General features: G+C 67.1%; 20 protein-coding genes. 13 read left to right on the forward strand and 7 right to left on the reverse strand.

Features of this window, described 5'->3' with window-relative positions; translation table 11 throughout:
• Positions 1–2: 2 nt before the first annotated feature.
• The 6 genes from AC3A4E_RS09385 (at position 3) to AC3A4E_RS09410 (ending at position 7,541) form a co-directional block, all read left to right on the forward strand.
• A complete protein-coding gene (locus AC3A4E_RS09385; protein WP_487631218.1) occupies positions 3–791 on the forward strand; it encodes an enoyl-CoA hydratase-related protein in 789 nt (262 codons plus the stop codon).
• Positions 788–2,815, forward strand: coding sequence for an acetyl/propionyl/methylcrotonyl-CoA carboxylase subunit alpha (locus AC3A4E_RS09390; RefSeq protein ID WP_487631219.1), 2,028 nt, complete (start codon positions 788–790; stop codon positions 2,813–2,815). Before AC3A4E_RS09385 ends, AC3A4E_RS09390 begins: the two co-directional genes overlap by 4 nt.
• Entirely contained in the window at positions 2,812–3,714 is a 903-nt protein-coding gene (locus tag AC3A4E_RS09395; RefSeq protein ID WP_487631220.1) for a hydroxymethylglutaryl-CoA lyase, read from the forward strand. The genes AC3A4E_RS09390 and AC3A4E_RS09395 overlap by 4 nt, the downstream gene beginning before the upstream one ends.
• Before the next feature lie 276 nt (positions 3,715–3,990).
• On the forward strand, positions 3,991–6,447 hold the full coding sequence (locus AC3A4E_RS09400; RefSeq protein WP_487631221.1) for a M20/M25/M40 family metallo-hydrolase: 2,457 nt from the start codon (positions 3,991–3,993) through the stop codon (positions 6,445–6,447).
• Between the two features lie 26 nt (positions 6,448–6,473).
• Positions 6,474–7,166, forward strand: coding sequence for an alpha/beta fold hydrolase (locus tag AC3A4E_RS09405; protein WP_487631222.1), 693 nt, complete (start codon positions 6,474–6,476; stop codon positions 7,164–7,166).
• A gap of 147 nt (positions 7,167–7,313) precedes the next feature.
• Positions 7,314–7,541: a DUF378 domain-containing protein gene (locus AC3A4E_RS09410; RefSeq protein WP_487631223.1), complete on the forward strand. Its 228-nt coding sequence runs from the start codon at positions 7,314–7,316 to the stop codon at positions 7,539–7,541.
• Between the two features lie 92 nt (positions 7,542–7,633).
• On the opposite strand, the gene AC3A4E_RS09415 is transcribed toward AC3A4E_RS09410, so the two are convergent.
• Together AC3A4E_RS09415 and AC3A4E_RS09420 are read right to left on the reverse strand one after the other, a co-directional pair.
• The gene (locus AC3A4E_RS09415; RefSeq protein WP_487631224.1) at positions 7,634–7,771 is read right to left on the reverse strand and encodes a hypothetical protein; all 138 of its coding nucleotides are present in this window, start codon (positions 7,769–7,771) and stop codon (positions 7,634–7,636) included.
• Between the two features lie 220 nt (positions 7,772–7,991).
• Positions 7,992–8,837, reverse strand: a complete 846-nt coding sequence (locus AC3A4E_RS09420; RefSeq protein ID WP_487631225.1) for a chemotaxis protein CheB — start codon at positions 8,835–8,837, stop codon at positions 7,992–7,994.
• Positions 8,838–8,923: 86 nt separating this feature from the next.
• On the opposite strand from AC3A4E_RS09420, the gene AC3A4E_RS09425 reads away from it, so the two are divergent.
• Positions 8,924–13,063 (forward strand): CheR family methyltransferase, encoded by a 4,140-nt coding sequence (locus tag AC3A4E_RS09425; RefSeq protein WP_487631226.1) that lies wholly within the window; start codon positions 8,924–8,926, stop codon positions 13,061–13,063.
• 99 nt (positions 13,064–13,162) lie between these two features.
• Here the strand turns inward: AC3A4E_RS09425 and AC3A4E_RS09430 are convergent, their stop codons facing one another.
• The 4 genes from AC3A4E_RS09430 to AC3A4E_RS09445 form a co-directional block, all read right to left on the reverse strand.
• Positions 13,163–13,429 (reverse strand): hypothetical protein, encoded by a 267-nt coding sequence (locus AC3A4E_RS09430; RefSeq protein ID WP_487631227.1) that lies wholly within the window; start codon positions 13,427–13,429, stop codon positions 13,163–13,165.
• Positions 13,430–14,025: 596 nt separating this feature from the next.
• Positions 14,026–14,265 (reverse strand): hypothetical protein, encoded by a 240-nt coding sequence (locus tag AC3A4E_RS09435; protein ID WP_487631228.1) that lies wholly within the window; start codon positions 14,263–14,265, stop codon positions 14,026–14,028.
• Positions 14,252–15,583, reverse strand: coding sequence for a sigma-54-dependent transcriptional regulator (locus AC3A4E_RS09440; protein ID WP_487631229.1), 1,332 nt, complete (start codon positions 15,581–15,583; stop codon positions 14,252–14,254). Before AC3A4E_RS09440 ends, AC3A4E_RS09435 begins: the two co-directional genes overlap by 14 nt.
• Positions 15,584–15,836: 253 nt before the next feature.
• Entirely contained in the window at positions 15,837–16,565 is a 729-nt protein-coding gene (locus AC3A4E_RS09445) for a response regulator transcription factor (RefSeq protein ID WP_487631230.1), read from the reverse strand.
• Between the two features lie 508 nt (positions 16,566–17,073).
• Here AC3A4E_RS09445 and AC3A4E_RS09450 point away from each other — a divergent pair.
• Complete coding sequence (locus AC3A4E_RS09450) at positions 17,074–17,265, forward strand: hypothetical protein (RefSeq protein WP_487631231.1); 192 nt, start codon at positions 17,074–17,076, stop codon at positions 17,263–17,265.
• 24 nt (positions 17,266–17,289) lie between these two features.
• Here AC3A4E_RS09450 and AC3A4E_RS09455 read toward each other — a convergent pair whose 3' ends face one another.
• Positions 17,290–17,718 carry an H-NS histone family protein gene (locus tag AC3A4E_RS09455; RefSeq protein ID WP_487631232.1) on the reverse strand — a complete coding sequence of 143 codons (429 nt, stop codon included), beginning with the start codon at positions 17,716–17,718 and terminating at the stop codon, positions 17,290–17,292.
• A 142-nt stretch (positions 17,719–17,860) separates the two neighbouring features.
• Between AC3A4E_RS09455 and AC3A4E_RS09460 the strand changes: the two genes are divergently transcribed.
• The 5 genes from AC3A4E_RS09460 (at position 17,861) to AC3A4E_RS09480 (ending at position 26,369) form a co-directional block, all read left to right on the forward strand.
• The gene (locus AC3A4E_RS09460; RefSeq protein WP_487631233.1) at positions 17,861–18,526 is read left to right on the forward strand and encodes an RNA polymerase sigma factor; all 666 of its coding nucleotides are present in this window, start codon (positions 17,861–17,863) and stop codon (positions 18,524–18,526) included.
• Complete coding sequence (locus AC3A4E_RS09465; protein WP_487631234.1) at positions 18,519–19,592, forward strand: FecR family protein; 1,074 nt, start codon at positions 18,519–18,521, stop codon at positions 19,590–19,592. The genes AC3A4E_RS09460 and AC3A4E_RS09465 overlap by 8 nt, the downstream gene beginning before the upstream one ends.
• 67 nt (positions 19,593–19,659) lie before the next feature.
• Positions 19,660–21,978, forward strand: a complete 2,319-nt coding sequence (locus AC3A4E_RS09470) for a TonB-dependent receptor (RefSeq protein WP_487631235.1) — start codon at positions 19,660–19,662, stop codon at positions 21,976–21,978.
• 120 nt (positions 21,979–22,098) lie between these two features.
• Positions 22,099–24,213 (forward strand): TonB-dependent receptor, encoded by a 2,115-nt coding sequence (locus tag AC3A4E_RS09475; protein ID WP_487631236.1) that lies wholly within the window; start codon positions 22,099–22,101, stop codon positions 24,211–24,213.
• A gap of 17 nt (positions 24,214–24,230) precedes the next feature.
• Positions 24,231–26,369 carry a prolyl oligopeptidase family serine peptidase gene (locus AC3A4E_RS09480; protein ID WP_487631237.1) on the forward strand — a complete coding sequence of 713 codons (2,139 nt, stop codon included), beginning with the start codon at positions 24,231–24,233 and terminating at the stop codon, positions 26,367–26,369.
• Positions 26,370–26,669 lie beyond the last annotated feature (300 nt).

Here is a 26,669-nt window from a genome sequence, read left to right on the forward strand (position 1 = left end):
CAATGACCGACACACCGAATATCGGGATCGAACGCAAGGGCGCCGTGGCGACCTTGTGGATGGATCGCCCCGAGCGTCACAACGCGTTCGACGAACACCTGATCGATGCGATCGATCGTGGCCTGCAGGCGCTCGGCGCGGACGACGCCGTACGCGTCGTCGTGCTCGCCGGACGCGGCCGCAGTTTTTCGGCCGGCGCCGATCTCGACTGGATGCGCCGCGCGGCCGACTACGACGTGGTACGCAACCGCGACGAAGCCGAAGCACTGGCGCGCATGCTGCGTCGCCTGGCGGAACTGCCGAAGCCGACGATCGCGCGCGTGCATGGCGCGGCAATCGGTGGCGGGCTGGGGCTGGTCGCCGCCTGCGATATCGCGGTCGCCAGCGACAAGGCGGTGTTCGCGACGTCCGAGGTCAAGTTCGGGCTGATCCCCGCGACGATCGGGCCGTACGTGCTGCGCGCGATCGGTCCGCGCCAGGCCGCGCGCTACTTTCTGACCGCTGAACTGATCCAGCCGGCGAAGGCGTACGAGATCGGACTGGTGCATGAAGTCGTCGCCGATGATGCCCTCGACGCCGCGATCGACACGCTGGTGCAGGCGCTGGCGCAGGGTGGTCCGAATGCGCAGGCCGAATCCAAGCGGTTGATCCGCGATCTCGATGGCCAGACCATCGGTGATGCATTGATTGCCGACACCGCCGCGCGCATCGCCGGCATCCGCGCTACCGAAGAAGCCCGCCAGCGGCTGGACGCCTTCCTGTCCGCGCGTTGCGCAAAGGACGCCCGATGACCACTGGAATTACCGAAGGCGCGCTGTTCGACACCGTGCTGATCGCCAATCGCGGCGAGATCGCGTGCCGCATCATCGCGACCTGCCGCCGGCTCGGCATCCGCACCGTGGCGGTGTACTCCGACGCCGACCGCAATGCGCGTCATGTGCGTCTGGCCGATGAGGCGGTGCATATCGGTCCGTCGGCTGCGCGCGAGAGTTATCTGCGTGCCGACAAGCTGCTGGACGCCGCACGCCGCACCGGTGCGCAGGCGATCCATCCCGGCTACGGCTTCCTGTCCGAGAACGCGACATTCGCGCAGGCCTGCGCCGATGCCGGCGTGGTCTTTATCGGCCCTAGCCCCAAGTCGATCCAGGCGATGGGCGACAAGCGCGAAGCCAAGGCGCTGATGCAGGCCGCCAACGTGCCGGTGACGCCGGGCTATCACGGCGACAACCAGGATCCCGCGTTCCTGCAGCAGCAGGCCGACGAGATCCGCTATCCGGTGCTGATCAAGGCCAGCGCCGGCGGTGGCGGCAAGGGCATGCGCCTGGTCGAGAAGAGTGAGGACTTCGCGGCGGCGCTGCTGTCGTGCCAGCGCGAGGCCGAGAGTTCCTTCGGCGATGCACGCGTGCTGATCGAGCGCTACATCGTGCGACCGCGCCATGTGGAGATGCAGGTGTTCGGCGACAGCCATGGCAACGTGGTGCATCTGTTCGAGCGTGATTGCTCGGTGCAGCGTCGTCACCAGAAAGTGCTGGAAGAAGCGCCCGCGCCCGACCTGAGCGATGCACAGCGCGAGGCGATGGCGCAGGCTGCCGTCGCCGCCGCCCGCGCGGTCGATTACATCGGCGCCGGCACGATCGAGTTCATCGTCGGCGAGGGCGGCGATTTCCACTTCATGGAAATGAACACCCGACTGCAGGTCGAACATCCGGTCACCGAGATGGTCACCGGCATCGATCTCGTCGAATGGCAGTTGCGCGCGGCCGCCGGCCAGGCGCTGCCGCTGCGTCAGGACCAGATCCACCATCGCGGCCATGCGATCGAAGCGCGTCTGTATGCCGAAGACGCGTTGAAGGGTTTCCTCCCGTCGACCGGCACGCTGCAGGTCATGCAGTTCCCCGAAGCGAGCGCGCATGTGCGCATCGACACCGGCGTGGAGCAGGGCGACGCGATCAGCCCGTGGTACGACCCGATGATCGCCAAGCTGATCGTCTGGGACGAAGACCGTCCGCGTGCCCTGCAACGTCTGCGTCAGACCATCGATGCGGTGCGCGTCGTCGGCGTGACGACCAATGCGGTGTTCCTCGGCCGTCTCGCGCGCCAGGCGGATTTCTCTGCCGCGCGCTTGGATACCGGACTCGTCGCACGCGAGATCGACACGCTGCTCGCGCCGTTGCCCGAGGCCGACGATGCAGCGTGGATGCTCGCGGCACTCGGCCTGTGGGCGCAGACGCGTGCTTTGTCGGCTGGCGAAAACACCTCTCCGTGGGCGCTGCGCGACGGCTGGCGGATCGGCGCGAGCGCACCGCATTACATCGAACTGTCCGCTGGCGGCGAGACACGCAGGCTCGCCCTGCAACCGCATGCCGATCGCGTCGAGATCGGATTCGATGGTGCGTCGATGCAGACCGCCACCGTCGCGTGGCACGCGCCGACGCTGACCGCCGCCCTCGACGGCGTGCGTCGCAACGTCGATGTGCTGGTGCAGGGCGCGCAGGTCGTGCTGTATCGCGGCGAAGACCGCTTCGTCTTCGAACACGTCGATCCGCTGCATCGACACACCGGCGCCGAAGCGCATGCCGGCGCGGTGATCGCACCGATGCCGGGACGCATCGTCGAACTGCTGGCACCGCTCGGCACGCCCATCAAGAAGGGAACGCCGCTGCTGGTGATGGAAGCCATGAAGATGGAGCACACGCTGCAGGCGCCGCACGACGGCGTGGTCAAGGCGTTCCTCGCGAAACAGGGCGATCTGGTCGCCGATGGCGCGGTGCTGGTCGATTTCGTCGAAGGCAATGCGGAGGAGGGCGCCGCATGAGTGATTTTGTCCGCGTCGTCGAAGTGGGCCCGCGCGATGGCCTGCAGAACGAAAAAACGCTGGTGCCGGCGGCGACCAAGATCGCATTGATCGACCGGCTGTCGGTCTGCGGTTTCCAGGTCGTCGAAGCCACCAGTTTCGTCAGCCCGAAGTGGGTGCCGCAGCAGGCCGATGCCGAAGAAGTGCTTGCCGGCATCCAGCAGTGCGACGGCGTCGCCTATCCGGTTCTGGTGCCCAACGCGAAAGGCCTGGAGCGTGCGCTGGCCGCCGGCGTGCGGCATATCGCGGTGTTCACCGCTGCCTCGGATGCCTTCAACCTCAAGAACACCAACATCGATGTCGACGGCTCGCTCGATCGGCTGAAGCCCGTTGTCGAGCAGGCACGCGCCGCGGGTGTGTCGGTCCGTGGTTACGTGTCGACCGTGCTCGGCTGTCCCTACCAGGGCCACGTGCCGCTGGGCGACGTGGTGCGCGTGGCTGATGCCCTGCACGCGATGGGCTGCGACGAGATCTCGCTCGGCGACACCATCGGTGTCGGCACGCCCGCGAAGGCGCGCGAGATGCTGCTGGCGTGCGCGCAGACGGTGCCGATGGCGCAGCTTGCCGTGCACTTCCACGACACCTACGGCCAGGCGCTGGCCAACGTGCTGGCCTGCCTGGAAGCCGGCGTGCGCGTCGTCGACAGCGCCGTCGGTGGACTGGGCGGCTGCCCGTACGCGAAGGGCGCCAGCGGCAACCTCGCCACCGAGGATCTGCTGTACATGCTCGACGGACTGGGGCTGCGCACCGGCATCGACCTGCACGCAGTGACCGACACGGCGGTGTGGATCAGCAGCGAACTCGGGCGCAAGCCGGCGAGCAAGCTGGCGACGGTGGCGCTGGCAAACGCGGCGGGCTGATCGAACGCAGCAAAGGCGGAGCGCGCTCGTGTATCGGACGCGTAGTGGCGCCGTGCGTCATCGGATCTCGACGCCGGTTCATCCGACTGCAGTGCGGTGAGTTGCCAATCAGAAAACTGTTTGACAGATCGGAAACTTACTTGCAATCCTGCCGGTCCAGACCTGATGGATCCTCGCCGTGCACGTGATCGATTTCCTCGGTATTCCCGAGAGCGCCTGTGATCCGTCCGACGCCTTAGTTGGACTGCTTGCCACACACGCTCGGCGGGCCCGCACATGAGCGCGTTGCACGCACCGCGCGACCGCAATCGCTACTGGCTGCCGCTGCTGCTCGCCTGCATCGTCGTCGCCGCCTGGTCGGCGTGGAGCGCCAAGCGGACGCCAGCGCCGCAGCCCATCGACATCCCGGCGTCCGAATTCTCGGCCGCACGCGCGATGCAGGATCTGACCTGGATCGCTGCAGAGCCGCATCCCACGGGTTCGCCGGCCGCGGCGCGGGTCCGCGATGGTCTCGTCGCGCAACTGGAACAGGCCGGGCTCGAAGTCTCGATCCAGCGCGCACATGCCTTCGCCGAATTCCGCAGCCGCAGCCTGCGCAACCTGCGCGGCGGCAATGTCGAGAACGTGGTTGCCGTGCTGCCCGGACAGGATCGCAGCCTGCCTGCGGTGCTGCTGATGGCGCACTACGACAGCGTCGCGCATTCGCCGGGCGCTGCCGATGACGGACTTGGTGTGTCGGTGATGCTAGAAATCTCGCGTGCGCTTGCGCAGGATGCGCGCCAGCGCGACGTGGTGTTCCTGTTTACCGACGCGGAAGAAGCGGGCCTGCTGGGTGCACGCGCATTTTTCGCCTCGCATCCGCTGGCCGCGCGTACCGGCGTGGTCATCAATCTCGAAGCACGCGGCAGCGGCGGGCGCGCGGTGCTGTTCGAAACCGGACCCGGCAATGCCGGCCTGCTCGATGCATTCGCGGACGGCGCGTCGCAGCCGCTGGGCAACTCGCTGACCGGCTTCGTCTATCGCTACATGCCCAACGGCACCGACTTCACCGTGCCCGCGCAGATGGGCATTCCCGGGCTCAATTTCGCGATCATCGGCGGCCAGTTCGATTACCACGCCGCATCGTCGACGGTGGAGAACCTCGACCCCGGCAGCGTGCAGCACATGGGCGCGCAGATCCTGCCGCTGGTGCGCACGCTCGCCATGTCCGCGACTCTGCCGAAAGCAGATGCCAATGCGATCTACAGCGACCTGCCCGGCGCATGGATGATCAGCGTGCCGATGTGGTCGGGCTGGATCGTGCTGCTGTTCGGTCTGGTTGCGATCGCGGTCGTCGGACGCCGCGGCACGTTCCGTGATGGCGGCTGGCGTGGCGTGGCGAGCGGTCTGGCGCTGTGGCCGCTGGCGTTGCTGTCGGTCGCCCTCGCAGTGCGGCTGACGTACCGGCTGCTGGGCGGCGGCGATGCCACGCTGGTCAACAATCGCGACCTGCTCGCCACGTTCTCACGACTGACCGCGGGCGAGGGCGTGCTGGCGATCGGCGTGGTGCTCGCGCTGGGTGCCTTGTTCGCGTGCAAGGCGGCGCGCAAGCCCGCTGCGGTGCTCGCACTCGTTGCAGGCGCCTGCACGTCGTTGCGCGGTGGATTCGATGCCACCGGCCTGGTGCTCGGCCTGCTGGTCGCGGTGCTCGCATGGACGACCGCCGGCAGTGCGGCACGCGGCGAGGCAGTCCGCTTCGGTGCGCTGGTGTTCGCGTGGATCGTGGGCGCTGCCGTGCAGATTCTCGCGCCGGAGCTGGCGCCGCTGTTGCTGTGGCCGCTGCTGGCGCTGGGCGCCGTCGCCTGGCTGCTGCCCGCAGCCGGGCCGACGCATGTGGCGCGCATGATTCTCGCCGCGCTCATCACCGCGTTCGCATTGGCGCATGTCTTCCACTTCGCGCTGCAGTTGTTCGACGCGATCGGGTTCGGTACGCCGGAAGTCTTGGCATTGCCGGCGGTCTGGATGGCCGCGCTGCTGCTGGCGTGGATCCGCAGCGACGGCAATGCACTGCCACTCGCGATCGCTGCAGTCGCCACCGTGCTGCTGGCCGCCGGCATCCTGCTCTCCACCGCCTTCGCCAGCATCGATCGCGATCGCTATCCGGAACTGTCACAGGTGCTGTTCGTCGCCGATCCGGATCACGACCACCATCACCGCGTCAGCGCGCTGCCGCAGTTGTCGGACTGGAGCAAAGCCGCACTGCATGCCGACCAGCACGTGCCCGAGCCGATGCCGCTGCCGGTGCTCGATCTGGCCAAGCCCTGGGCGACGCCGGGCGAAGCGATCGACGTCGCGGATCGCGTCCGGTTCGATCGCACCGTAGATCCAAGGACCGGCGAGTCTGTGCTGCGCGTCTTCGCACCTGCCGGCACCCGCGAGTTGCGCGTGCTGCTGAAGAGCGCGGCCGTGGTGCAGGACGTCACCCTGCAAGGCGATGCCGCGCCGCTGCTGGACGAAGCCGATACCTGGTCGCGCGTGCGCTGGCATGCGCCGGGCGCCGAGGGCATCGAACTGCGCTGGCCCGCGAGCGCAGCGCCCGTCGAGGTGCAGGCCGCTGCCGGCCTCGACAGCTGGCCGCGCGATGCGGCGCCGTTGCCGCCGAGGCCGTCGCACATCGTTCCGTGGTCCACATCGGACATGACCTGGATTCTGGGCGGCACGCTGATTGGCGAAGCGGGCGGGGCAGCAGACTGACAGGCCATGGTCCAACGAGAGCGCGCGTGAGTACGCAGACGACAACACTCGCGCTGTTGCCCGGCTTCATGCTCGACGACGCGCTGTGGGACGACTTCGTGCCGCTGCTGCCTGCCGACTGGACCGTCCAGCGCATCACGCTGCCGCGCGGTCGCACCGTGCACGAGGTGGCCGATGCGGTTGCCAAACAGCTGGACGGATCGGCGATGGTCCTCGGGTTCTCGATGGGCGGCTACGTCGCCCGCGCGCTCGCCGCCGCCCATCCTCGACTGGTGCAGGCCCTGATGCTGGTCGCCACGTCGGCGCGCGAAAGCGCGCCTGTCGTGCAGCCGGCACACCTCGCCGACCGCGTCATCTTCAAGGGGCTCAGCCGCGGTGCGATCGAGCGGTCCCTGAGTGCGGTGCATGCGGACGACGCGTCCCTGATCGAGCGTGTCCACGCAATGAGCGTACGTCTGGGTCACGACGCGTTCGTCTGGCAGTCCGGGCTCGACAGGCGCCATGTGCCACTCGGCGTCATCGCATGTCCCACGCTGGTCATCGCCGCGGAGCAGGACCGGCTGCGCTCGATCGAGGAGTCGCAGGAGATCGCCAGTGCGATTCCGAATGCGGATCTGCGGATCGTGGCGGGATCGGGACATCTGATTCCGCTCGAGGACCCCGTGGCACTGGCCGGTGTCATCACGGAGTGGGCGTGCCGAATCGGGAATCACGCCTGAGCCCCGGTGAGGTCTCATGCCGGACCCGTCGCTGCAGCTGACGGAGCAGGGGGGCGGCCGGTCGAAGCTTCCGGCGCCGAATCGCCCGCGCGTCACGCGTGCGCTGCCAGCGTCCAGGTCACCCCGTTCCGGGGCCCAGGACAACCCATGAAAACCCTCAATCTCGTGACACTCGTGCTCGTCATCATCGGCGGCATCAACTGGGGCCTCGTCGGCCTCGTGCAGTTCGACCTGGTCGCGGCGATATTCGGGGGGCAGGACGCGCCGCTTGCGCGCGCGGTCTACATCCTGGTCGGCGTGTCCGCCCTGTGGCAGCTGGTGTCGCTGTTCACCGGCGACGCCACGATCGCCGCGCGTACACCGCGCCGCCTGTGATCCATCGGCGCGGACAGCCGTCCGCGTCTCCAAGGTGACTCGAACGAAGAACGGCGCCATCGGCGCCGTTCCCGTTTCCGGACCGGCGGGGATCACTTCTTGGAAGAGGAGCCCTTGCCGCTCTGTCCGCCGGAGGACTTGCCGCTGTCCTTGTCCGACGTCTTGCCGCCGGACGTGCCGGCGCCCGATTTCTGCTGCGGCTTCTTGGTGTCTTTCTGGTCGTTTGCCATCATCTACTCCTGCGCGATGGAATCACCGCGCGGTCAACGTCCTCCCGGCGAGGTGACGGCGGAGTCGCTTTGGACCGCTATTTTCCGTCGGGTTCATGCGCTGCGGATCCGGGCGAACGCCGGCGGGGGCTGATCCCCGAACGCGCGCCCCTGCGCCGGACGACTCCAGTGCGCTCCATCACCCGCTGGCACCTGTTTCGCACGGGAGGCGGGGCGTCCGTCATCCGGACGTCGGCGTGGCGATCGTCGCTGCGATGCGATGGCCGCCGGGATCGATGACGAAGGCCGCGCAGCAATGCGCGCCGTAGTCCGGACGCGATCCCGGAGGGCCGTTGTCGCGACTGCCGATCTCCAGTTCGAACATCGCGCCGCCGCAGTCGGGACACGTCTGTCCAGCGGCGGACGGGATCGCTGCCGGTCTCTGCATGTCGGAGTGCCCGAGGCTGATCGCGTGTTCGGCCTGCAGCCAGTCCGGCGCCGTGGTCCGCAGCACGGTGTCGAGCGGACGGGACAGCGCATCGAGTGCACCGGCAAGCGCATCCAGCCGCAGCACGTGATCCACCTCGACGTTGGCGAGTGCGCTCTGCGGCATGCCCGGTTCCGCGGCGTCGGCAGGATCCTGCACGACTGTCGTTCCGCCACAGGCCTTGATGGCGCGCAGGCCTGCGGTGCCATCGTCCATCGATCCGGTCATGACCACGCCTACGACACGCGATCCGCAGTCCAGGGCGGCGGAGCGGAAGAGGGGATCGATGGCCGGGCGCGCGTGATGCTCCTTGGGGCCGTGAAGCAGCCGCATCCGGCCGCCTTCGAGCAGCAGATGCATGTCCGGCGGGGCGATGTGGATCGTGCCCGGCTGCGGACGGGCGCCATGTTCCGCGGTGACCGCGCGCAGCGGGCCCCGGGCATCGAGCAGTTCCGCAAGCTGACTGCGATGCGCGCCGATGTGCAGCACGAGCAGGATGGGCGCAGCCATCGTGGGCGACAGATCGGGCACGACGCGCAGCAGCGCCTCGACGCCCCCGGCCGAAGCGCCGATCACGATGATCCGGCTGGTATCTTGCATGCTGATTCCATGAACGACAGCGTCGTCCGGCTCGTTTACGAACGATGACGGTACGCGCTGCCTGCCGGCCTGACAGTGAGTTTCCGATGCACCTAGACGCGAATGACCCGGGCGATGCGCTGCCGCCGGGCCCGAGTGATGGCAACGCCGGTCCCAGTCCGCTGATCGTCGGTATCGGGGGCTCGGCGGGTGCGCTCCCCGCCGTGCTGGCGTTGCTCGATACGCTGGGCGGCGATGCGGCGGTCGCCATCGTTGTCGTGCTGCACCTGTCACCGGACCACGAAAGCAGCGCGGCGGAAGTGCTGCAGCACGCGACGCCCCTGACCGTCACGCAGGTCGTCGAGCGGACGCGTCTGGAAGCCGGCCATGTCTACGTCATCGCGCCGGGCATGAACCTGATCACCGAAGACGGTCATGTGCAGCCGTCCGTCGGTGATACCGGACGCCCGTCCACGGTGATCGATCTGTACTTCCGCACCCTGGGCGAAGTGCATCGCGAGAACTCGGTCGGGATCGTGCTGTCGGGCACCGGCCGCGACGGCTCGCTCGGGCTGTCGCACATCAAGGAATGCGGCGGGCTCACGATCGCGCAACATCCCGAGGACGCCGAGTACGACGACATGCCGCGCGCCGCGATCGACACCGATGCGGTGGATCTCGTGCTGACCGCGGCGCAGATCGGAAGCCGCCTGATCGACCTGGCCGCATACCCCCGGCCTGCGCGGTTGCCTGCGGTCGAGCCTCCCGACCGGGCCCTGGAGGAACGCGAATCGCCGGAACGCGCGTTCCAGGACATCCTTGTCGCCTTGCGCATCCGCATGCGCCATGACTTCCGCCATTACAAGCGGGCGACGGTCCTGCGGCGTCTCGAACGTCGCGTACAGGTGCACGGCCTGCAGGACCTGGCCGGGTACCGCGACTACCTGCGCGATCACCCCGACGAAATGCCGCTGCTGCTGGCCGACATGCTCATCAGCGTCACCAGCTTCTTCCGGGACCAGCAGGCGTTCGAGGCGCTCGACCAGAGCATCGTGCCGGACATCATGAATCGCGTGGCCCCGGGCGACGAGGCGCGGATCTGGATCCCGGCCTGCGCGTCGGGCGAGGAGAGCTATTCGGTCGCGATCCTGCTGCAGGAATACGCGGACCGGATGCACAACCCGCCACGGATCCAGATCTTCGCGTCCGACATCAACGAAGCGGCGCTCGGCGCGGCGCGGCTGGGCAGCTATCCGGCCAACGTGGTGGCCGACATCTCCGAGCCGCGCCTGCTCGGCTACTTCGAGCGCGAGGACGGCGGCGGCTACCGCGTCCGCCAGGCGATCCGCGAACTCGTCGTCTTCGCCCGGCACAACGTGCTGGGCGATCCGCCGTTCTCCCGGCTGGATCTGATCTGCTGCCGCAACCTGCTGATCTATCTGGATCGCAGCGCGCAGGCGATCGTGCTGGAGATGTTCGCGTACGCATTGAAGCCGGGCGGGTATCTGTTCCTGGGCAACGCCGAATCCATCGACGCATCCGAAGGCGCCTTCGAGCCGGTCAGCAAGGAGCACCGCATCTACCGGCTGCGCGCCGGCGGCGCGAGCCACGTGCGGGCACGCTTTCCGACGCCTGTGATCGACGTCGAACCTGCGCCTGCCGCGCCTCTGGTGCCGATCGAGCGTGCCGGCGCGCACGGTCGCGACAAGCCGCTCGCGGCCATGCACGAGCTTGCACTGGCGGCAGCTTCGCCCCCGAGCGTGCTGGTCAACGGTGAGCTCTACATCGAACGCGTTTCCCCCGGCGCCGGGCGCTACATCGCCTTCGGCGAAGGGATTCCGTCGCGCAACCTGCTCAACAATGTGGCAGCGGATATCCGGCTGGAGCTGCGCACCGCGTTCTTCCGCGCAGGCGAAGCGCAAACGCGCGTCCAGAGCACATTCCGTCGTGCCGCAGACGCAAGCGGACAGCGATCCGTGATGAAGCTGTCCGTCCAGCCGATCGGCAATCCCGACACCGGCGAGACGTTCTGGCTGGTGCTCTTCGACGAACAGGCGGAGTCGGCGTCGTATCTGCCCGATTCGACCGCCTCCGACAGCGCGGCGTTCGAAGAGAGCGTACAGCGCCTGGAAGAAGAGAACCGCTCGCTCAAGACGCATCTGCAGGACACGCTCGACCGCTCGGCGGTGTCGAACGAAGAACTCAAGGCCTCGAACGAGGAACTGCAGGCGATCAACGAAGAGCTCCGGTCCGCGAAGGAGGAACTCGAGACCAGCAAGGAAGAACTGCAGTCGGTCAACGAAGAGCTGACCACCGTGAACTACGAACTGCGGCTCAAGGTCGACGAAGCGGAACGCCACAACGACGATCTGCGCAACCTCATGGAAGCGTCCGAAATCGCGACCGTGTTCGTCGATCCGGGCATGCGGGTCAAGCGCTTCACGCCCCAGGCGCGGAAGCTGTTCTCGCTGATCGCCACGGACATCGGCCGACCGCTGATGGACGTCAAGAACCGGCTGCGTTACGACAGCATCGTCGAAGACGCAACGGCTGCCTTCGAGAAGCTGGTGCCCATCGAGCGCAGTGTCGCGAGCGATGACGAACGCCATTACCTGGCGCGCATCCAGCCCTACCGCACGAGCCAGAACAAGATCGGCGGCGCCGTGCTGACGTTCGTCGACGTGACCGAGCTGCGCCGCGCGGAACATCGCGTGACCGTGACCGAAGAGCGCCTGCGCGATGCGATCTCGGCAAGCCGGGATTTCGCCGTCATCAGCACCGACGAAAGCGGCACCATCACCACCTGGAACGAGGGCGCGGAAGCCACGTTCGGCTACACATCGGCGCAGATCCTGGGTCAGACCATCGACCAGCTCTTCACGACCGAGGACCGGGCGCAGGGCGTGCCCGACCAGGAACGCAGAATGGCGCTGCTGGAAGGCCGCGCGGCGGACGAGCGCTGGCAGCTGCGCCGCGACGGCACGACGTTCTTCTGCAGCGGCGTCACGACACCGCTGCATACGGGCACCGGTCGCGGCTTCGTCACGCTGGCACGCGACGTGTCCGAATCGAAGATCCGCGAAGTGAACCAGGATGCGTCCATTGAAACCGCGCGCCGGGTCGCCGCCGAGCTTAAGGCCAGCGCGGAACTCAAGGACCGCTTCCTGGCCGTGATGTCACACGAGCTCAAGCAGCCGCTGAACCTGATCCAGGTCAATGCCGAGCTGCTGGTCCGCTTGCCCGAGTGCAGATCGCTGGATGCCGTGCAAAAGATCGGCGGCACGTTGATCCGTGCGGTGGCGGCGCAGGAAACCATCGTCAACGACCTGCTCGACTTGTCGCGCATCAACACGGGCAAGCTGCAGCTTCGACGCCAGCCGACAGACCTGGGCGAGATCGTCGAAGTGCTCGGCAAGGCCGCGATTCCGGACGCGGCACGCAATGGCATCACGCTGGTGACCGAGGTGGCAGGCGCGGTGATCTGCGATGGCGACCCGGTGCGTCTGGAGCAGGTGGTCTGGAACCTGTTGAGCAATGCCAGGAAGTTCACGCCAAAGGGCGGCGGGATCCGCATCTCGGTGACGGCCGAGGCGGACGAAGCCCGTCTCGAGATCGCCGACACGGGCATCGGCATTTCGGAGGAATTCCTGCCCCACATCTTCGAGTTGTTCAGTCAGGACGAGATCGGCCCTGCCTACACCTCGTCCCACGCCGGGCTGGGGATCGGCCTGGCACTGGTCCGCGAGCTTGTCGAAGCACATGGCGGACGCGTCCGCGCGGCATCGCCGGGCAAAGGCCTGGGGTCGACGTTTACCGTCTGGTTCCCGCTGACACGAACCGGGCACGAGGAACCGACTGGTCCGGAGGCGCCGGCCACACCGCTTCCGAAACGCATCCTGATGGTGGACGACGATGTGGAATCCATGACGTCCCTCGCCCAGGTGCTGGAACTGGACGGCGCGCAGGTCGACGCCGTGCCGGATCCGGTCGACGCGCTTCGTCTGCTTTCGGAGCGGGAGTACGACGTCGTGCTGTCGGATATCAGCATGGGCGCGATCTCCGGCCTCGAGTTCATGCGTCGCGCGCGGGAGCTGCGCCCGGGGAATGCGTTCCGCAGCGTCGCGATCAGCGGCTACGGCACGGCTGCCGACGTTTCGAGGACCCAAGCGGCGGGATTCGACGCGCACCTGTCCAAGCCCGTGTCGCTGGTACGACTGCGCGACATCCTGGAGAGCTTCTGGAAGTAGGGTGATGCCGGCGTTGCGGAACACGCAACGTCGGCGATCATTGCGCTTTCGTGTCCTGGAAGGACGACGCATTGCGGCTCGATGCGTTCCGCGCAGCCGTCAGTTCCAGGCGGTGCTGAAGGGCTCCCGCAGGATCAGCACCATCTCGACACCGCAGACGGTCCCCATCGAGCGCGCGTCATAGCGTTCGAAACGGCTTGCCTGCCTCGCGCTGCTCCAGCGCTTGAAGTGCGCGAACCAGGCGCGATCCCCGGGCCGGTTGCTGCGTACCAGGAAGTCCTCCAGCGAGAACATTCTCGACTCGTGACCCACCGGCGTCCTCTCCCAGAACGGGATGTCTTCAAGCCAGTCGTATGTCTGGGGCATGGCGCTCTCCGATGATCAGGCCACGAGCGCCTCCTGCGCGCCGGCTGCATGACGTTCCCGAGCGGCCCGGGAATCGGAACTCCTGTCCTTGTCGTTTCGACGGCCCTTCCGGGTTGATGAAAGGACTGACCGCATCGCTGTCGACGCGGATCATAGGCGCGCGAACCCCCTGAAATCTCGACGTATTGTCCGAAAAGCGCAGATCTGCACCGGGTGCCCTGCAACTTTTTCACGGCCGGGTTGAAGGTGCGCGGCCGCGTGTCATGTGCCCACGAAAATCGATGCCTCGTCTGACCCTGTCACTGTGTCCTCGTGACAGGCGTCACTGCGATGCCGGGGGAGGGCCGCGCCTCCTGCGTCGTCTACGCGACCTGACGTACTTCGAGAGCTCCGGGCCGCTGGGGGAGGGCAGCGCACGCTCGATCCCGACAGAGCTGGAGCGCGGCGTGGGTGTCGCGGCACCTGGCGTGTACGTGGAGGCGCGCGTCGCGCCCTGGACCGCCGTGCATCCGCGGGGCACTGCAGAGCGGCGCTTTCCGGTTCCGCATCGGATGTCGTGCGGCCTTATTGCGGAGCGCCCATGGCGGGCAGGTCAATCAGCCCGGCGAGCTGTCGCCATGGGCCTCGATGCTCGCCACAGGGGGCGCGTCCAGCAACACGAAGATGCGGCGCAACGCCACATCGGCGCGGCCCATCGATTCCATGGCGCGCGCATGCTCGCCAGCTGCCAGCAGATATTTTCCGGATGCGACTGCCAGCATTGCGGCGTTCACCGCATTGCGAAGATCGTGCTGCCAGACGGCATCGGGCGAGTCGCCGCCGTCAGCTTCGGACATCGTCCCGCATCCGTGAAAGATGGTTGTGGATCGTGCGCACGCTGACGCCCAGCAGGCGTGCGGCCGCAGTCTTGTCGTTGTCGCAGTGCGCCAGTGCCTTCAGCAGCATGCGCCGCTCCATCTCCGACCACGGCGTACCCAGCGTGAACGCCACCGTGTTGCGGGTCTCGACCGGTGGCGGGATCCGCCGCGCTTCGGTCACCACCAGAATCTCATCGCCCGCCGACAGCAGGTAAGCGCGATGGACCGCACTGTGCAGCTCCCTGACGTTGCCCGGCCAGGTGTGCTCGAGCAGATTGCGGATGCTCTGCGATGACAGGCGTTTGTCGAGGTCGTAGCGCAGGTTGAACGCCTGGGTCATGCGTCGCGCGAGCAACACGATGTCATCGCCCCGCTGGCGCAGCGGCGGAAGCGGAATGTGCACATCCGCGATCCGGTAGTAGAGATCTTCCCGGAGACGCTTGTCCGCAAGCGCAGCCTGGACATCAAGCCGCGTCGAGGCGATGACGCGTGGTGCAGGTCCGCTTCGGTTGGACCCACCACGGGCCTCGTCATTCTCCAGCAGGCGCAGGAGGTAACTCTGCAGTTCAAGCGGCATCTCGGGCAGATCCGCGAGGAACAACGTGCCGCCAGCGGCGCGATCGATCGCGCCCATCGCGTCCGGTCTTCCGTCAGCCCATCGATGCGTACCACCGCCCAGGAGGCTGTCCGCCAGCATCTGCGCAGGCATCGAGCCGCAGTCGAGCGTGACGAAGGAGCCGGTGCAACCGCTCATCGCATGGATGGCGCGCGCGAACAGGGCTTTGCCGGTCGCGGGCTCGCCCGTCAGCAGAATCGAGGCATCCGTCGCCGCCAGCGCGCGGGCCAGGCGCGTCGACTCGCGCATCACCGCACTGGATGCGATGACGCCGGGTATGGGTTCGCCGCCGGGTATGACGGCAGGACGCGATGTGTTGCGCGACTCCCGCAACAGTGAAATGAACCGGGCAGGGTCGAACGGTTTGATCAGGTAATCGTTGACCAGCCCACCCACCGCATGTGCCGCCGTTTCGACACTCGGATTTCCCGTCAGGATCGCAACGCGGCCGTGCCGCGCGGGATCGATCGACGGCAGCAAATCAAGGCCCGAGCCATCCGGCAACCGCAGATCGAGCAGGAGCAGATCCGAGCGCGCGTCCAGTTCGATCCGCCCTTCGGCCACCGATCTCGCCAGGCGTGGGAAATAGCCTTCGGCACGCGCAAGTTCAGCGGCAGAGGCGGCGAAGTTCGCATCGTCATCGACAATCAGAACTTCGGAAACCGGGTTGTTGGCGACCATCGTTCCGATCCTCCTGCACTCGACGGTAACACGCTGAGGCCCGCTCCTTTACGGGGTCGCCCCGGGATTCTCGACTGACTTTCCATCTGTGTGCGATCCGGTCGGTGATGGCCGTGGATCGAAAGTCACTCCACCCATCAGGGCTGCCGGATCGATCCTCGGGTGCCGCGGCATTACAGGCCGCGCATTGCGGCACAATTCCAGACAAAGAGCAGATGTCCGACGTCCCTTGGTGATCCGGTCGCGAGTACTTTCAGCCCCGGTGTGGCGAGATCTCTTCGCCGGGTCGGGGTTTCCGGAACCGGAGACCGACGCCGGGAATCGTCTCGATCAGTTCCTCTTCGAAGCCGGCATTCAACGCCCGTCGCAGCTGGTAGAGGTGACTGCGCAGCGGATCGGAGTCCGGCATGCTGACGCCCCAGATCCGGCGTTGCAGATCCTCGCGCGCAACGAAGCGCGGATGCGCGCGCATCAGGATATTGAGGATTGCGAGGCCTGTCGGCAGCACGTTGATCGTCCGGTCACCGCGCGTGGCCGACCCGGTCAGCGGGTCGACACGCACATCGTCCAGCTGGATCTGCTGGGGCGCGACTTCGCTCCGGCTCCGCCGCAACAGCACCTGGATTCTGGCCACCAGTTCTTCGGGAAAGAAGGGTTTGACGAGGTAGTCATCAGCGCCCGCAGACAGACCTTCCATCGTTGCCTCGAGGCTGCCGGAAGCGGTCAGCATGATGATCGGCGTGGTCGGATTGGATGTGCTGCGCAGCACTTCGCAGACCGATATCCCGCTCATGTCCGGCATTTTCACGTCCAGCACGATGGCGTCGAACTGCTGATCCGCCGCCAGTCGGACAGCGTCAGCCCCGTTCGTCGCAAAGTCGACCGTGATGCCGTGGTGCTCGAGCCACGCGCCCGTCAGCGTCGCCAGATGCGTGTCGTCGTCGACCAGCAGAACGATGGATGCCCTCTTCGGATTGGCCATGTCGGGGATCACCTGGCGGCGGGGTTCCGGTGATAAACCCCGTCGCGTTGCTTGCGGATGAAGGATGCGGTGTGCAGTCGTGGTCAGCTGGCGGGCCGCTGGATCGCCACACCGTACCCCAGGAGAATCCGCTTTCTCGATGATCCCGGATCAGATGGCGGAGGCAGACGGATCAGCCGGTTCGATCCCGCGGCATCAGCGGAATCGACCACGCAACTGCAAGCCTTCGTGCGCCTGGCTTGGCGGGGTGAAGTCCGCTCTCCAGGCTCGGTTCCGCCGTCGAGCTGCCTGGAAGAACGAGACCCGTAACCGCTTATGATCCTCACTCCGTTCGCTGTGATTCGCTCCTGCGCCTGCTGCATCGCTGCAGCTGTCGTCGACAGCGTGTCGACAGCCCTGCACTACGATTCCAGCGGATCATTGCGGAGGCACTGATGTGAGTGAGTCGCCAGTTTCGACGCCACAGGGAAGGGCGCAGGCTCCGGGGCACAAGAGCGTGGGGACGCTGGTGAAAGAACTGAAGACGGTGATCCGGCAGCGGACCGGGAGTGGCGTCCGGCACCTCAGCTGGAGTCTTCATGTCACGGATCTGACGGATGCGGATCTGGACGCCGTGCTCCAGTCGATGGCGCGCGTCGGTGTCCACGGAACGGTAGAACGCGATTACGCGACGGTCGCGCATTTCAATCTGCGCTGGTAACCGGGTCGACTATCGGGCGTCGGCTCAGCCTTGCTTGTAGACGGACCGCTGGCCGATCGCGCTGCTCTTCTTCGCGGTGGGCCGGGCGAGGCCGGGAATGAGGAAGTCCGCGGCGCTCTGACCCCGTTTCGTCTTGTCCGCAAGCCAGCGCGGCATGCGGCCGCGACCGGACCACGTGTTCCGTCTGTTTTCGGGGTCGCGATACTTCGCCGGGACCTTGGCCCGCTTCTGTTTCTTCGGCGGCCTGTTCCTGGCGGGCTTGCCGGCATGCGCTGGGTCTCCGGCATCGACGAGTTCTTCGATCGCATAGCCCTGGGCGTGGGCGAACGCGATCAGTTCTGCGCGGACGAGGGCGGCAGGACGACGGGTGGAGAGCACCGTCTTGCGGCGTTCGGCGGCGGCCAGCAGTGCATCGAGCTCGCGGAGGCTGAGCGCGTCGATATCGAATGTCATGTCGATGAGCGTCGGGCCGGCCAGACAGTCTGTCAATCAAAGCTTCGCGCCTGCAGTGTCAGTCACGGCGGACGCGGCTTGATCACAGGCCGATTCCGGGCAGTGGGGAAGGGGATCGGGGCAGGCCGCTCCCGGGTTGCCCGTGTCGCTCCGCCAACCTGAGCGGCCGCCCAACGTGACACGATGCGCGGGTCCGGGGATTTCACTTTCGGACCTCCTGTTCGTCCCAGACACCATGCACGATCAAGACGATCCCGCCGTCCACACCGATCCGCCCGGCAGCCCGCAGCAGCGGGGCGATGCCGAGCATCTGGTGCGCGCGTTCAACCAGTCACTGGTGCGGATGCTGCAGGTACGGCTGCGGTCCTACGACGACGCCCGCGACGTGGCCCAGGAGGCCTACGCCAAGCTGCTGAGCCTGGGGCCCGATGCGGCCATCGGCTTCCACCGTGCCTATCTGTTCCGCATCGCCCAGAATCTGGCGACCGACCTGCTGCGCCGGCGTGCCTATACCGAGCGCAGCATGCCGGACGTACTGGAGTTTCATGCCGATCCCGCGGCCAGTCCCGAGCGGGCGGCCGGCGCGGCGCAGGCGATGGCGCGGCTGCCGGCGCTGCTGGCGGAACTTCCTTTCAATTGCGCCGAGGCGTTCCGCCTGGTCCGGGTGGAGCAGCTCAGCTTCGCCGAAGCCGGCCTGCGCCTCCAACTGACCGAACGCATGATCCGAATTCACGTTGCACGAGCGCTGGCGCATTGCCAGCTTCGCCTGGAAGGCACGACCGAGGGATGGGAGGGATCCGATGACTGACACGACTGCGCCACGGCGCCGCGTTGTGGTGCGCGAGGCCAGCGAGTGGCTGGTGCGACTCCAGGACGATGATCTGCCCGAGAGTGAGCTCATTGCATTCGGCCACTGGATCGCCGCCGCCCCGGAGCATGCTGCGGCGTTCGAAGAGGTGGGTGCCTTGTGGGACGCCGCAGGCGGGCTGGATTCCGGCAGCCTGCAGCGTGCGCGCGACGGGCGTGTCGAGCCTGCGCCGCGTCCCGCGCCCCCCGCCGCACGCCCGCGATCGCGCCGACCGCGTGCCCTGCGCTGGGCTGTGGGTCTGGCGGCATCGCTGGCCATCGTGGCAGGCGCGGTGCACCTGTTGCGGCCGCAGGACGCGCCGGCGCTGCGTTATGCGACGGAGATCGGAGAGCGACGCCATATCGCACTGGACGACGGGTCCACGCTCGATCTGGATGCCGGCACCGAGGTCGTCGTCCGCTACGCGGACGATCGGCGCAACGTGGAGTTGCAACGCGGCACCGCCTTCTTCGATGTCGCCCATGCACCGGAACGGCCGTTCTTCGTCAGCGCCGGGCCGGTGCAGACCCGGGTTCTGGGCACGCGTTTCGCCGTGGGGCACCGAGCCGACGGCGATGTGGCGGTCACCGTGCTGCAGGGACGTGTGCAGGTCGGTGAAGCGTCGCAGGCAGGCGGCGACACCGGCGGTTTCGAAGCGACGGCCGGGCAGCGTGTCGATTACCGGGTTGCGGGGGGGCTGGCGCCGCCACGCCCGGTCAATGCGGAACTGTCCACGGCCTGGCGCGGTGGCACGGTGGTCTACCAGGGCGAACGGCTGGCCAATGTCATCGCCGATCTCAACCGTTACTCCCGTGTGCCCGTGCAACTGCAGGATCCTGCATTCGCCGACATGAAAGTGACGGGCCGGTGGGAGCTGGGCGGCGTGGACCGCTGGCTCGACGGGCTGGCCCGTTCGGTCGGTTTCCGGGTGATACGCGGCGCCGATGTGGTCCTGCTGTCGCGCGACGGTGATGCGGATGATGGAGTCCTCCGCGGTCCGGGTGCGTCGGGTAGCGGTGTGGACTAGAGAACCGCCTTTGCCCGCTACGCAGCATCGCTACACGCCCCGGCGCCTCCGCGCCGTCTGCGCGTACGTGACGCTTCGCAAGCGGGCAGGGCTGGCGCTGCTGGCGGCGTCGCTGGCGTGCGCGCCGTCGTTGCCTGCGTCGGCCGCGGAAGCCGAAGCGCGCCTGCTGTTCCGCGTCCCCGCGCAGCGGCTCGACGACGCGCTGCTGATGCTCGCGCAACAGGCCGATGTGCAACTGGCGGCTTCGGGCGATCTGGACCGGGCGCGGCACAGTGGTGAAGTCAGCGGCGTGATGTCGCTGCGCTCGGCCCTGTCGAGGCTGCTGGCAGACACGGGCTACACGTTCGCTCTGACGCCCGACGGCGTCGTCACCATCCTGCGTACGGATGCGCTGTCCGACCCGACACCACGGTCACCGGTCGTGCCGACCCCGCCGCCCTCGACCACGAATCTCGCGCAGGTGGTGGTCTCGGCGCGTCGCCGCGATGAACTCTGGATCGACGTGCCGATGGCGGTCTCCGTCCTCGATGGGCGTGACCTCGCCGCGCAGGGCATCGACAACGTGGCGGCGTCGCTGGCACTGGTGCCCGGCGTCACGGCGATCGACAACGGCGCGGCCTTCACCCAAGTCCAGATCCGCGGCATCTCGAGTTCGCTCGGGGGCAACGACAACGGCTACTACCTCGACGATCTGCCGTTCACCGGGGTCACGGTGCCCTGGCATCCCGACACGCGCATCTACGATGTCGAGCGGCTGGAGATCCTCAAAGGCCCGCAGGGGACCCTGTTCGGCGAGGGCTCCATGGGCGGCACGGTGCGCATCCTCACCCATGCGCCGGAGATGGATCGCACACGGTTCGCAGTGCAGACGGGGCTGATCAGCACGCAGGGCGGTGGCAATGGAGGCTCGGTCCGCGCCATGGGCAATCTCCCGTTGACGCAGGAGACGCTGGCGGTGCGCGCGGTAGTCACCCGTGAGGTCCTGCCCGGATGGGTGGACACGTCGGACGGGGCGCGCGACATCAACGAGCAGCGCATCCGCACCGGACGGCTCCGGCTGCGCTGGTCACCGGACGATCGCTGGCTGACCGATCTCAACCTCACGCATGTGCAGACGGATGCGCCGGGTGGCGACTATTCGGCCGACGACTCGCTTGCCTCCGACCTGCGGCTGCCGAACAGCAGTGCCTGGCAGGGTGCGAGTCTGTCGACCCAGCACCTTCTGCCGGGATCCCGGGTGACCGTCCTCGCGTCCCGGGGTGTGCTGGACACCCGATATGCGGGTGATCTCACACCGACGACGACGATCGAGAGCGATATCCGTCTCGAATCCAGGAATGTCGAGCTGAGATGGGAGTCGGCTGCGACCCGGGCGTTGGACTGGCAGGTGGGGATTTCGCGGCGCGATGCGATACGCCGGGACCGCTCCAGGGTCAATGCGGTCTCTGGCGACGAGCTCGTGCGGAACCGTGGCAATGCGATCTTCGGTGACGCGACGTTGCGTCCGCCGGAAGCGCGCTGGTCGATCGGCGCAGGGCTGCGTTACTTCCGGGAAGACGCCAGCACGCAGGCGGTCATTTCGTCATCGCCTGAGGACAGGGAGACCCGTGCCAGCACCGACCGCTGGATCCCGCGTTTCAGCGTCGGATGGCACCTTCCCGCGTCGGGCCTGCTCTACTCGAGCGTGAGCCACGGGTTCCGCTCCGGGCTGGCGCAACCCGTCCGGAGCCGCGTCAATGCGGAGGCGGCCGGCATTTCCGTCGCGGATCATCTCCAGCCCGACCGTCTGGTCTCCTACGAAGTCGGCTTCAAGCAACTGCTGGGCGAGGGTCGCTGGCGCGTGCAGGGGGCACTTTTCCACAGTCGCTGGCGCGGACTTCCGGTGCGCGTGCCGATCGACGACATCAACAACGCAATCGCCAATTCCGACGGCGCCCGTGCGCACGGCGCGGAATTCGAGCTGCGCTTCGTACCCGGTCCGCGTCTGGATCTGAGCGCAGGCGCAACGTTCGTGGACGCGCGCTACAGCGCCGATGTGCTCGATACGCCGATCCGGCGCGGGGCACCGGTCTACAACGTGCCACAGCTCAGTCTCTCCGGCTCCGCCCGCTACAGCTGGCCGCTGGGCCGGCATGTCGCGAACATCGCGACTACCGTCAAGCACCACTCGCGCCGTCGCACGGGCCTGTTCGGCTACATGGACGGCGGCGATCCGATCACGGCCGTCGACATGCGCGTGGGCCTGGAATCGGTCCATTGGGGCCTCTCGCTCTACGTCGACAACCTCACCAACGAACGGGGCGCCGTCGACGGCCGCAACGGCGTCCTGCAGGCCACGCGGCTGCGACCGCGGACCTTCGGTCTGGACGTCCAGTACACCTACTGAGTGTCCCTGGCACAAGTTCCGTTTCACTTTCCACCTTCCGGTTCGTCACAGCTTCTGAATCCACCCCTTTGCGACCTGTCGCAGGGGGCGGCCCGTCGCTGTGTCCACCCGGAGTCCGCCGTGTCTGCCTGCCCCAATCCAGAAAGCCCGCGTCACCGTCTCAGCCTCGCCATCGTCGCCGCACTGCTGTGTGTTCCGGCCGCCCATGCACAGGACACCGCCTCGGATCGGACGGCTTCATCGAACAGCGAAGCCACCACGCTCGGCACGGTGATCGTCTCCGCCCGCAAGCGCGACGAGCGCCAGCTCGACGTGCCGATCGCGATCACCGCCGTGACCGGCGAACAGATCGACGCGATGGGTCTGCGCAATGTCGTGGACGTGATCAACGTGACGCCGGGCGCGTCCTCGATCGACAACGGCGGCGGCTTCACCCAGGTGCAGATCCGCGGCGTGTCGAGTTCGCTCGGCGGCAACGACAACGGCTACTACGTCGACGAAACCCCGTTCACCGGCGTTACCGTGCCGTGGTATCCGGATACGCGTTCGTTCGACATCGATCGTGTGGAAATCCTGAAGGGCCCGCAGGGCACGCTGTTCGGCGAAGGTTCGATGGGCGGCACCGTCCGCATCCTGACCCGCAAGCCGGAGTTCGACCGTTTCGCCGCCGGCGTGGAACTGGATGCGTCCACGGTCAAGGACGGCGGCAACGGACGCGGCGCGAAGGCCTACGTCAACGTGCCACTGGTCGATGACCGCCTCGCGCTGCGCATCGTCGCGACCGACGAGCACACGCCGGGCTGGATCGACGACTCGGTCACCGGCGCGCAGGACGTCAATGACAGCGACGTGCGCACCTTCCGCGGCAAGCTGCGCTTCGCGCCCACCGATCGCTGGAACATCGATCTCGCCTACTGGAAGTACGAGAACGACAGCACCGCGGCGAGCAACACCGCCTACGACGACATGACCAACAACTCGTTCCTGGCGAGCGACAACAGCTGGGACTCCAAGAGTCTGACCAGCGTCTACGACTTCGAAGACTCGCAGATCGTCTACGCGTTCTCCGACGGCACTATCAGCTATCCACAGGATGGCGCGATTGGCGGCGGCCTCACGCTGACCGCCGAAATCGAGATGGGGATCCGCACCCACGAGCTGCGCTGGGCGTCCACCGGCGAGCGCGCACTGGACTGGACCGTCGGCTATTACAAACGGGATGCGGAGCGCATCGATGCTTTCGCGATTCCGGGCCTGCTCAGCAGCAATTCGCGGCAGACCAACAAGGCGCAGGCGGTGTTCGGCGAAATCACCGCCGACCTGCCTGATCCGGCCTGGTCGATCACCGCGGGTCTGCGTTACTTCGAGGACAAGATCGACGCGATCGACGTCGCCGACGACGGCAGCGTGTCGACCTTGAACGGGACCTTCGACAGCTGGAATCCGCGCCTGAGCCTGTCGTGGAAGCCGGCTGAGAACGCGACCCTCTATGCCAGCGCCGCCAAGGGTTTCCGCTCCGCGCAGCTGCAGCCGATCAGCTCGATCCAGCTGGCAGAACAGTTCGGCGTGGACCTGCCGTCGGTCATCGACGCAGACACCATCATCACCTACGAACTGGGCGCGAAGACAACGCTGGCCGACGGCAAGGTGCTGCTGGAAGGCGCGCTGTTCCGCAGCAACTGGGACAAGGTTGCCGTGCGCGTGCCGATCACCTCGCAGATCAACGGACTTGCGAATTCCGACGGCACCACGACCAACGGCGTCGAACTGAATCTTGCCTACCAGCCCAACCGGAACCTGTCGTTGCAGGTCGGCGGCAGCTGGATCGACGCGGTCTACTCCGAAGACGTGCCCGGCACACCGCTCAACAAGGGCACGGCGGTCTACAACGTGCCCAGGACCACACTGCACGCGTCGGCGTCGTACGGCTGGGACATCGGCGAGCAGCTGCGCGGCACCGTCAGCGGCTACGTCAACTACAGCTCGGCGCGCGAGACCTCGCTCACCACCGGCACGCCCGGTGATGCGCTGACGCAGCTCAACCTGCGCACCGGTCTGGAATCGCCGGCCGGCTGGGCCGCCTATCTCTATGGCAGCAATCTGACCAACGAAAAGGGCGCCATCAACGCACGCGGTGCGACCGAACTGGATGCCGACGGTGCCTTCGTCCGCTTCGGCCCCGCCGACCGTCTGCAGCCGCGCACCTTCGGCGTGCTGCTGCGCTACGACTACTGATCCACGGAGATCACACCATGCACAACTCACTACGGTCCGGACTGATCGCACTGGCGATCGCATCACAGGGCTTCGTCGCGGCCGCACACGCCAGCGATGACCTCCAGTGGCTGGAAGACCCGCACGGCACGCGCGCGCTCGAATGGGCGCGCGAGGCAACGCAGCAGACCAGGGCACGGTTGTCCGCACTGCCGTCGCATGCGGCACTGCGCAGTGCGCTCGATACGGTACTGGCACAGCCGCCGGTCGAAGCAGACCGCTTCCTGCTCGGCACCCGTGCCGCACGGGTGTTCCGTGATGCCTCGCATCCCTATGGCCTGCTGCAGACCAGTCCACGCGATGCAAGCGGTGCCACCGGCGAATGGACCACCGTGCTCGACGTGGCCGCGCTGCGCGAGAAGGAGGGCATTCCATTCGAGCTGCAGGCCTACGACATGGGCGGCAGCTGCCTGGCGCCGGTCTATGTCCGTTGTCTGCTGCGGTTGTCGCCCGCGGGTGGCGACGAAGTCGAGATCCGCGAATTCGATCTGGCCAAGGCCGATTTCGTCGATGCCGGATTCCGCGTTCCGAAGACGCGCGCGTTCGCGAACTGGATGAGCGCGGACCAGATTCTGGTCGCGCATGCGCTGGGCGATGCGCCGAAGACGATCGCCGGCTGGCCGGTGGCGTACCGGATCTGGAATCGCGGACAGCCACTCGCGAGCGCGAAGACCGTATTCGAGGGCCAGCCTTCGGACGCGATCATCCAGGCGAACGTCGTGCAGACCGGCGACGGTCCGATCGCGGTGATCACGCGTGCGATCGACTATTCGACGTTCGCGTCGACGGTGCTCGACGCGTCGGGTGAGACACACGACGTGCCGCTGCCGCAGAAGCTCAAGCCCTTCGGCGTCCTGGCGACGACCGATCGCCACATCCTCGTGCAGCTTGCGGAGAATGCGCAGATCGAAGGCAAACCCTACAAGGCCGAAGCGTTGCTGGCTTACGACGTGGCTCCCTCGACACCGGCCGATCGCCGTGTCACCCAGGTCTATGCGCCTGCGGCTGGCGAATTCCTCGACAGCGCGCTCAGCGGCGTGGCGTCGGATGGATCGCACGTGTACGTGGTGCTCAACCGCGATCTGCGCCAGCGCGTCATGGCGTTCGAATACACCGCGTCCGGCTGGCAGGGACGCGACGTGTTCGAGGCCGCGCCCGGCGATTCGGTCACGGTGAGCAGCGGTGCGCATGACGGTGGCGGCGTGATGTCCGCGGTCGCCGGCTTCGTGACGCCGCGCACCCAGTCCGTGCAGAAGGCCGACGGCGCACGCCAGTTGCTGGCGCAGGATCCGGCCCTGATCGACGCGAGCCGCTTCGTCAGCGAAGTCGGGACCGCGACGTCCAAGGACGGCACGGTGGTCGATTACTTCCTGCTGCGTCCGCGCACGCCGGCCAAGGGCCCGTACCCGTTGCTGATGACCGGATACGGCGCCTTCGGACTGTCGTTCCGCCCCGGCTATTTCGATGGGGTCGTCGGTGGTCCGGCATTGAAGCTCTGGCTCGAGAAGGGTGGCGCGCTCGCGATTCCGGCCATCCGTGGTGGCGGCGAACGCGGCGCGGCCTGGCACCAGGCGGCGATCCGCGAGCAGCGTCAGAATTCCTACGACGACTTCATCGCCGTCGCCGAGCATCTGATCGACAGCGGCGTGAGCGTGAAGGGGCATGTGGGTGTGTTCGGCATGTCGAACGGTGGCCTGCTGGCGGCGACCCTCGGCACGCAGCGTCCGGACCTGTTCTCGGCGATCGTCAGTGACGTGCCGCTGACCGACCTGATCCGCATGCGCCACATGGGCATGGGCGCTGCATGGATGAACGAGTACGGCGATCCCGATGTGCCGGCGCAGGCGCAGGCCATGCTCAGCTATTCGCCGTACCAGAATGTCCGCAGCGGGACCGACTACTCGCCATTCCTCGTCACCATCTCGACCGAGGACAACCGTGTCGGCCCCGGCCACGCGCGCAAGTTCGCGCATCGTCTGATGGACGTCGGCGCGCCGACCTACTTCTACGAAGACGAGGAGGGTGGGCACGGCGTCAGCGACGCACTGCGCAATCCGGAGCTGATGGCGCTGCGCATGAGCTTCCTCATCGACACGCTGATGCAGACCGGCGACTGACGCAATCGGCGAGGCGCCTGCGGGCGCCTCTTCCGTCCGTGAAAAAAAAGTGCATCAACGTTTCAGTTTCATGTCAGTCGTTCGTCAAGGAGAGGTGGATGTCGCTGGAGGAGCAGTCGACACCATCCGCGCCGCGACTGCCCTGCCGAACAGGCGGGTGACGACGGCGCAGGCCTACCCACCTTGCCTGGAATGACCTGATGACCGTTTGCGACCACGTTCGATCTGCGAAGCGCTTTTCCTGCCCACGCCTGACACCTTCCCGCCTCGCTGCCGGTGTGCTGGCCGGCCTCTTACTCG

The organism is Luteimonas sp. Soil_N_1, from assembly GCF_057656255.1.

Excerpts from the sequence above, each read along its gene's own strand:
- AC3A4E_RS09465 (WP_487631234.1), top strand. The coding sequence starts at position 18,519 with ATGACTGACACGACTGCGCCACGGCGCCGCGTTGTGGTGCGCGAGGCC.
- AC3A4E_RS09440 (WP_487631229.1), bottom strand. The coding sequence starts at position 15,583 with ATGGTCGCCAACAACCCGGTTTCCGAAGTTCTGATTGTCGATGACGAT.
- AC3A4E_RS09430 (WP_487631227.1), bottom strand. The coding sequence starts at position 13,429 with ATGCCCCAGACATACGACTGGCTTGAAGACATCCCGTTCTGGGAGAGG.
- AC3A4E_RS09395 (WP_487631220.1), top strand. The coding sequence starts at position 2,812 with ATGAGTGATTTTGTCCGCGTCGTCGAAGTGGGCCCGCGCGATGGCCTG.
- AC3A4E_RS09480 (WP_487631237.1), top strand. The coding sequence starts at position 24,231 with ATGCACAACTCACTACGGTCCGGACTGATCGCACTGGCGATCGCATCA.
- AC3A4E_RS09400 (WP_487631221.1), top strand. The coding sequence starts at position 3,991 with ATGAGCGCGTTGCACGCACCGCGCGACCGCAATCGCTACTGGCTGCCG.
- AC3A4E_RS09415 (WP_487631224.1), bottom strand. The coding sequence starts at position 7,771 with ATGGCAAACGACCAGAAAGACACCAAGAAGCCGCAGCAGAAATCGGGC.
- AC3A4E_RS09410 (WP_487631223.1), top strand. The coding sequence starts at position 7,314 with ATGAAAACCCTCAATCTCGTGACACTCGTGCTCGTCATCATCGGCGGC.
- AC3A4E_RS09455 (WP_487631232.1), bottom strand. The coding sequence starts at position 17,718 with ATGACATTCGATATCGACGCGCTCAGCCTCCGCGAGCTCGATGCACTG.
- AC3A4E_RS09425 (WP_487631226.1), top strand. The coding sequence starts at position 8,924 with ATGCACCTAGACGCGAATGACCCGGGCGATGCGCTGCCGCCGGGCCCG.
- AC3A4E_RS09390 (WP_487631219.1), top strand. The coding sequence starts at position 788 with ATGACCACTGGAATTACCGAAGGCGCGCTGTTCGACACCGTGCTGATC.
- AC3A4E_RS09420 (WP_487631225.1), bottom strand. The coding sequence starts at position 8,837 with ATGCAAGATACCAGCCGGATCATCGTGATCGGCGCTTCGGCCGGGGGC.
- AC3A4E_RS09445 (WP_487631230.1), bottom strand. The coding sequence starts at position 16,565 with ATGGCCAATCCGAAGAGGGCATCCATCGTTCTGCTGGTCGACGACGAC.
- AC3A4E_RS09385 (WP_487631218.1), top strand. The coding sequence starts at position 3 with ATGACCGACACACCGAATATCGGGATCGAACGCAAGGGCGCCGTGGCG.
- AC3A4E_RS09435 (WP_487631228.1), bottom strand. The coding sequence starts at position 14,265 with ATGTCCGAAGCTGACGGCGGCGACTCGCCCGATGCCGTCTGGCAGCAC.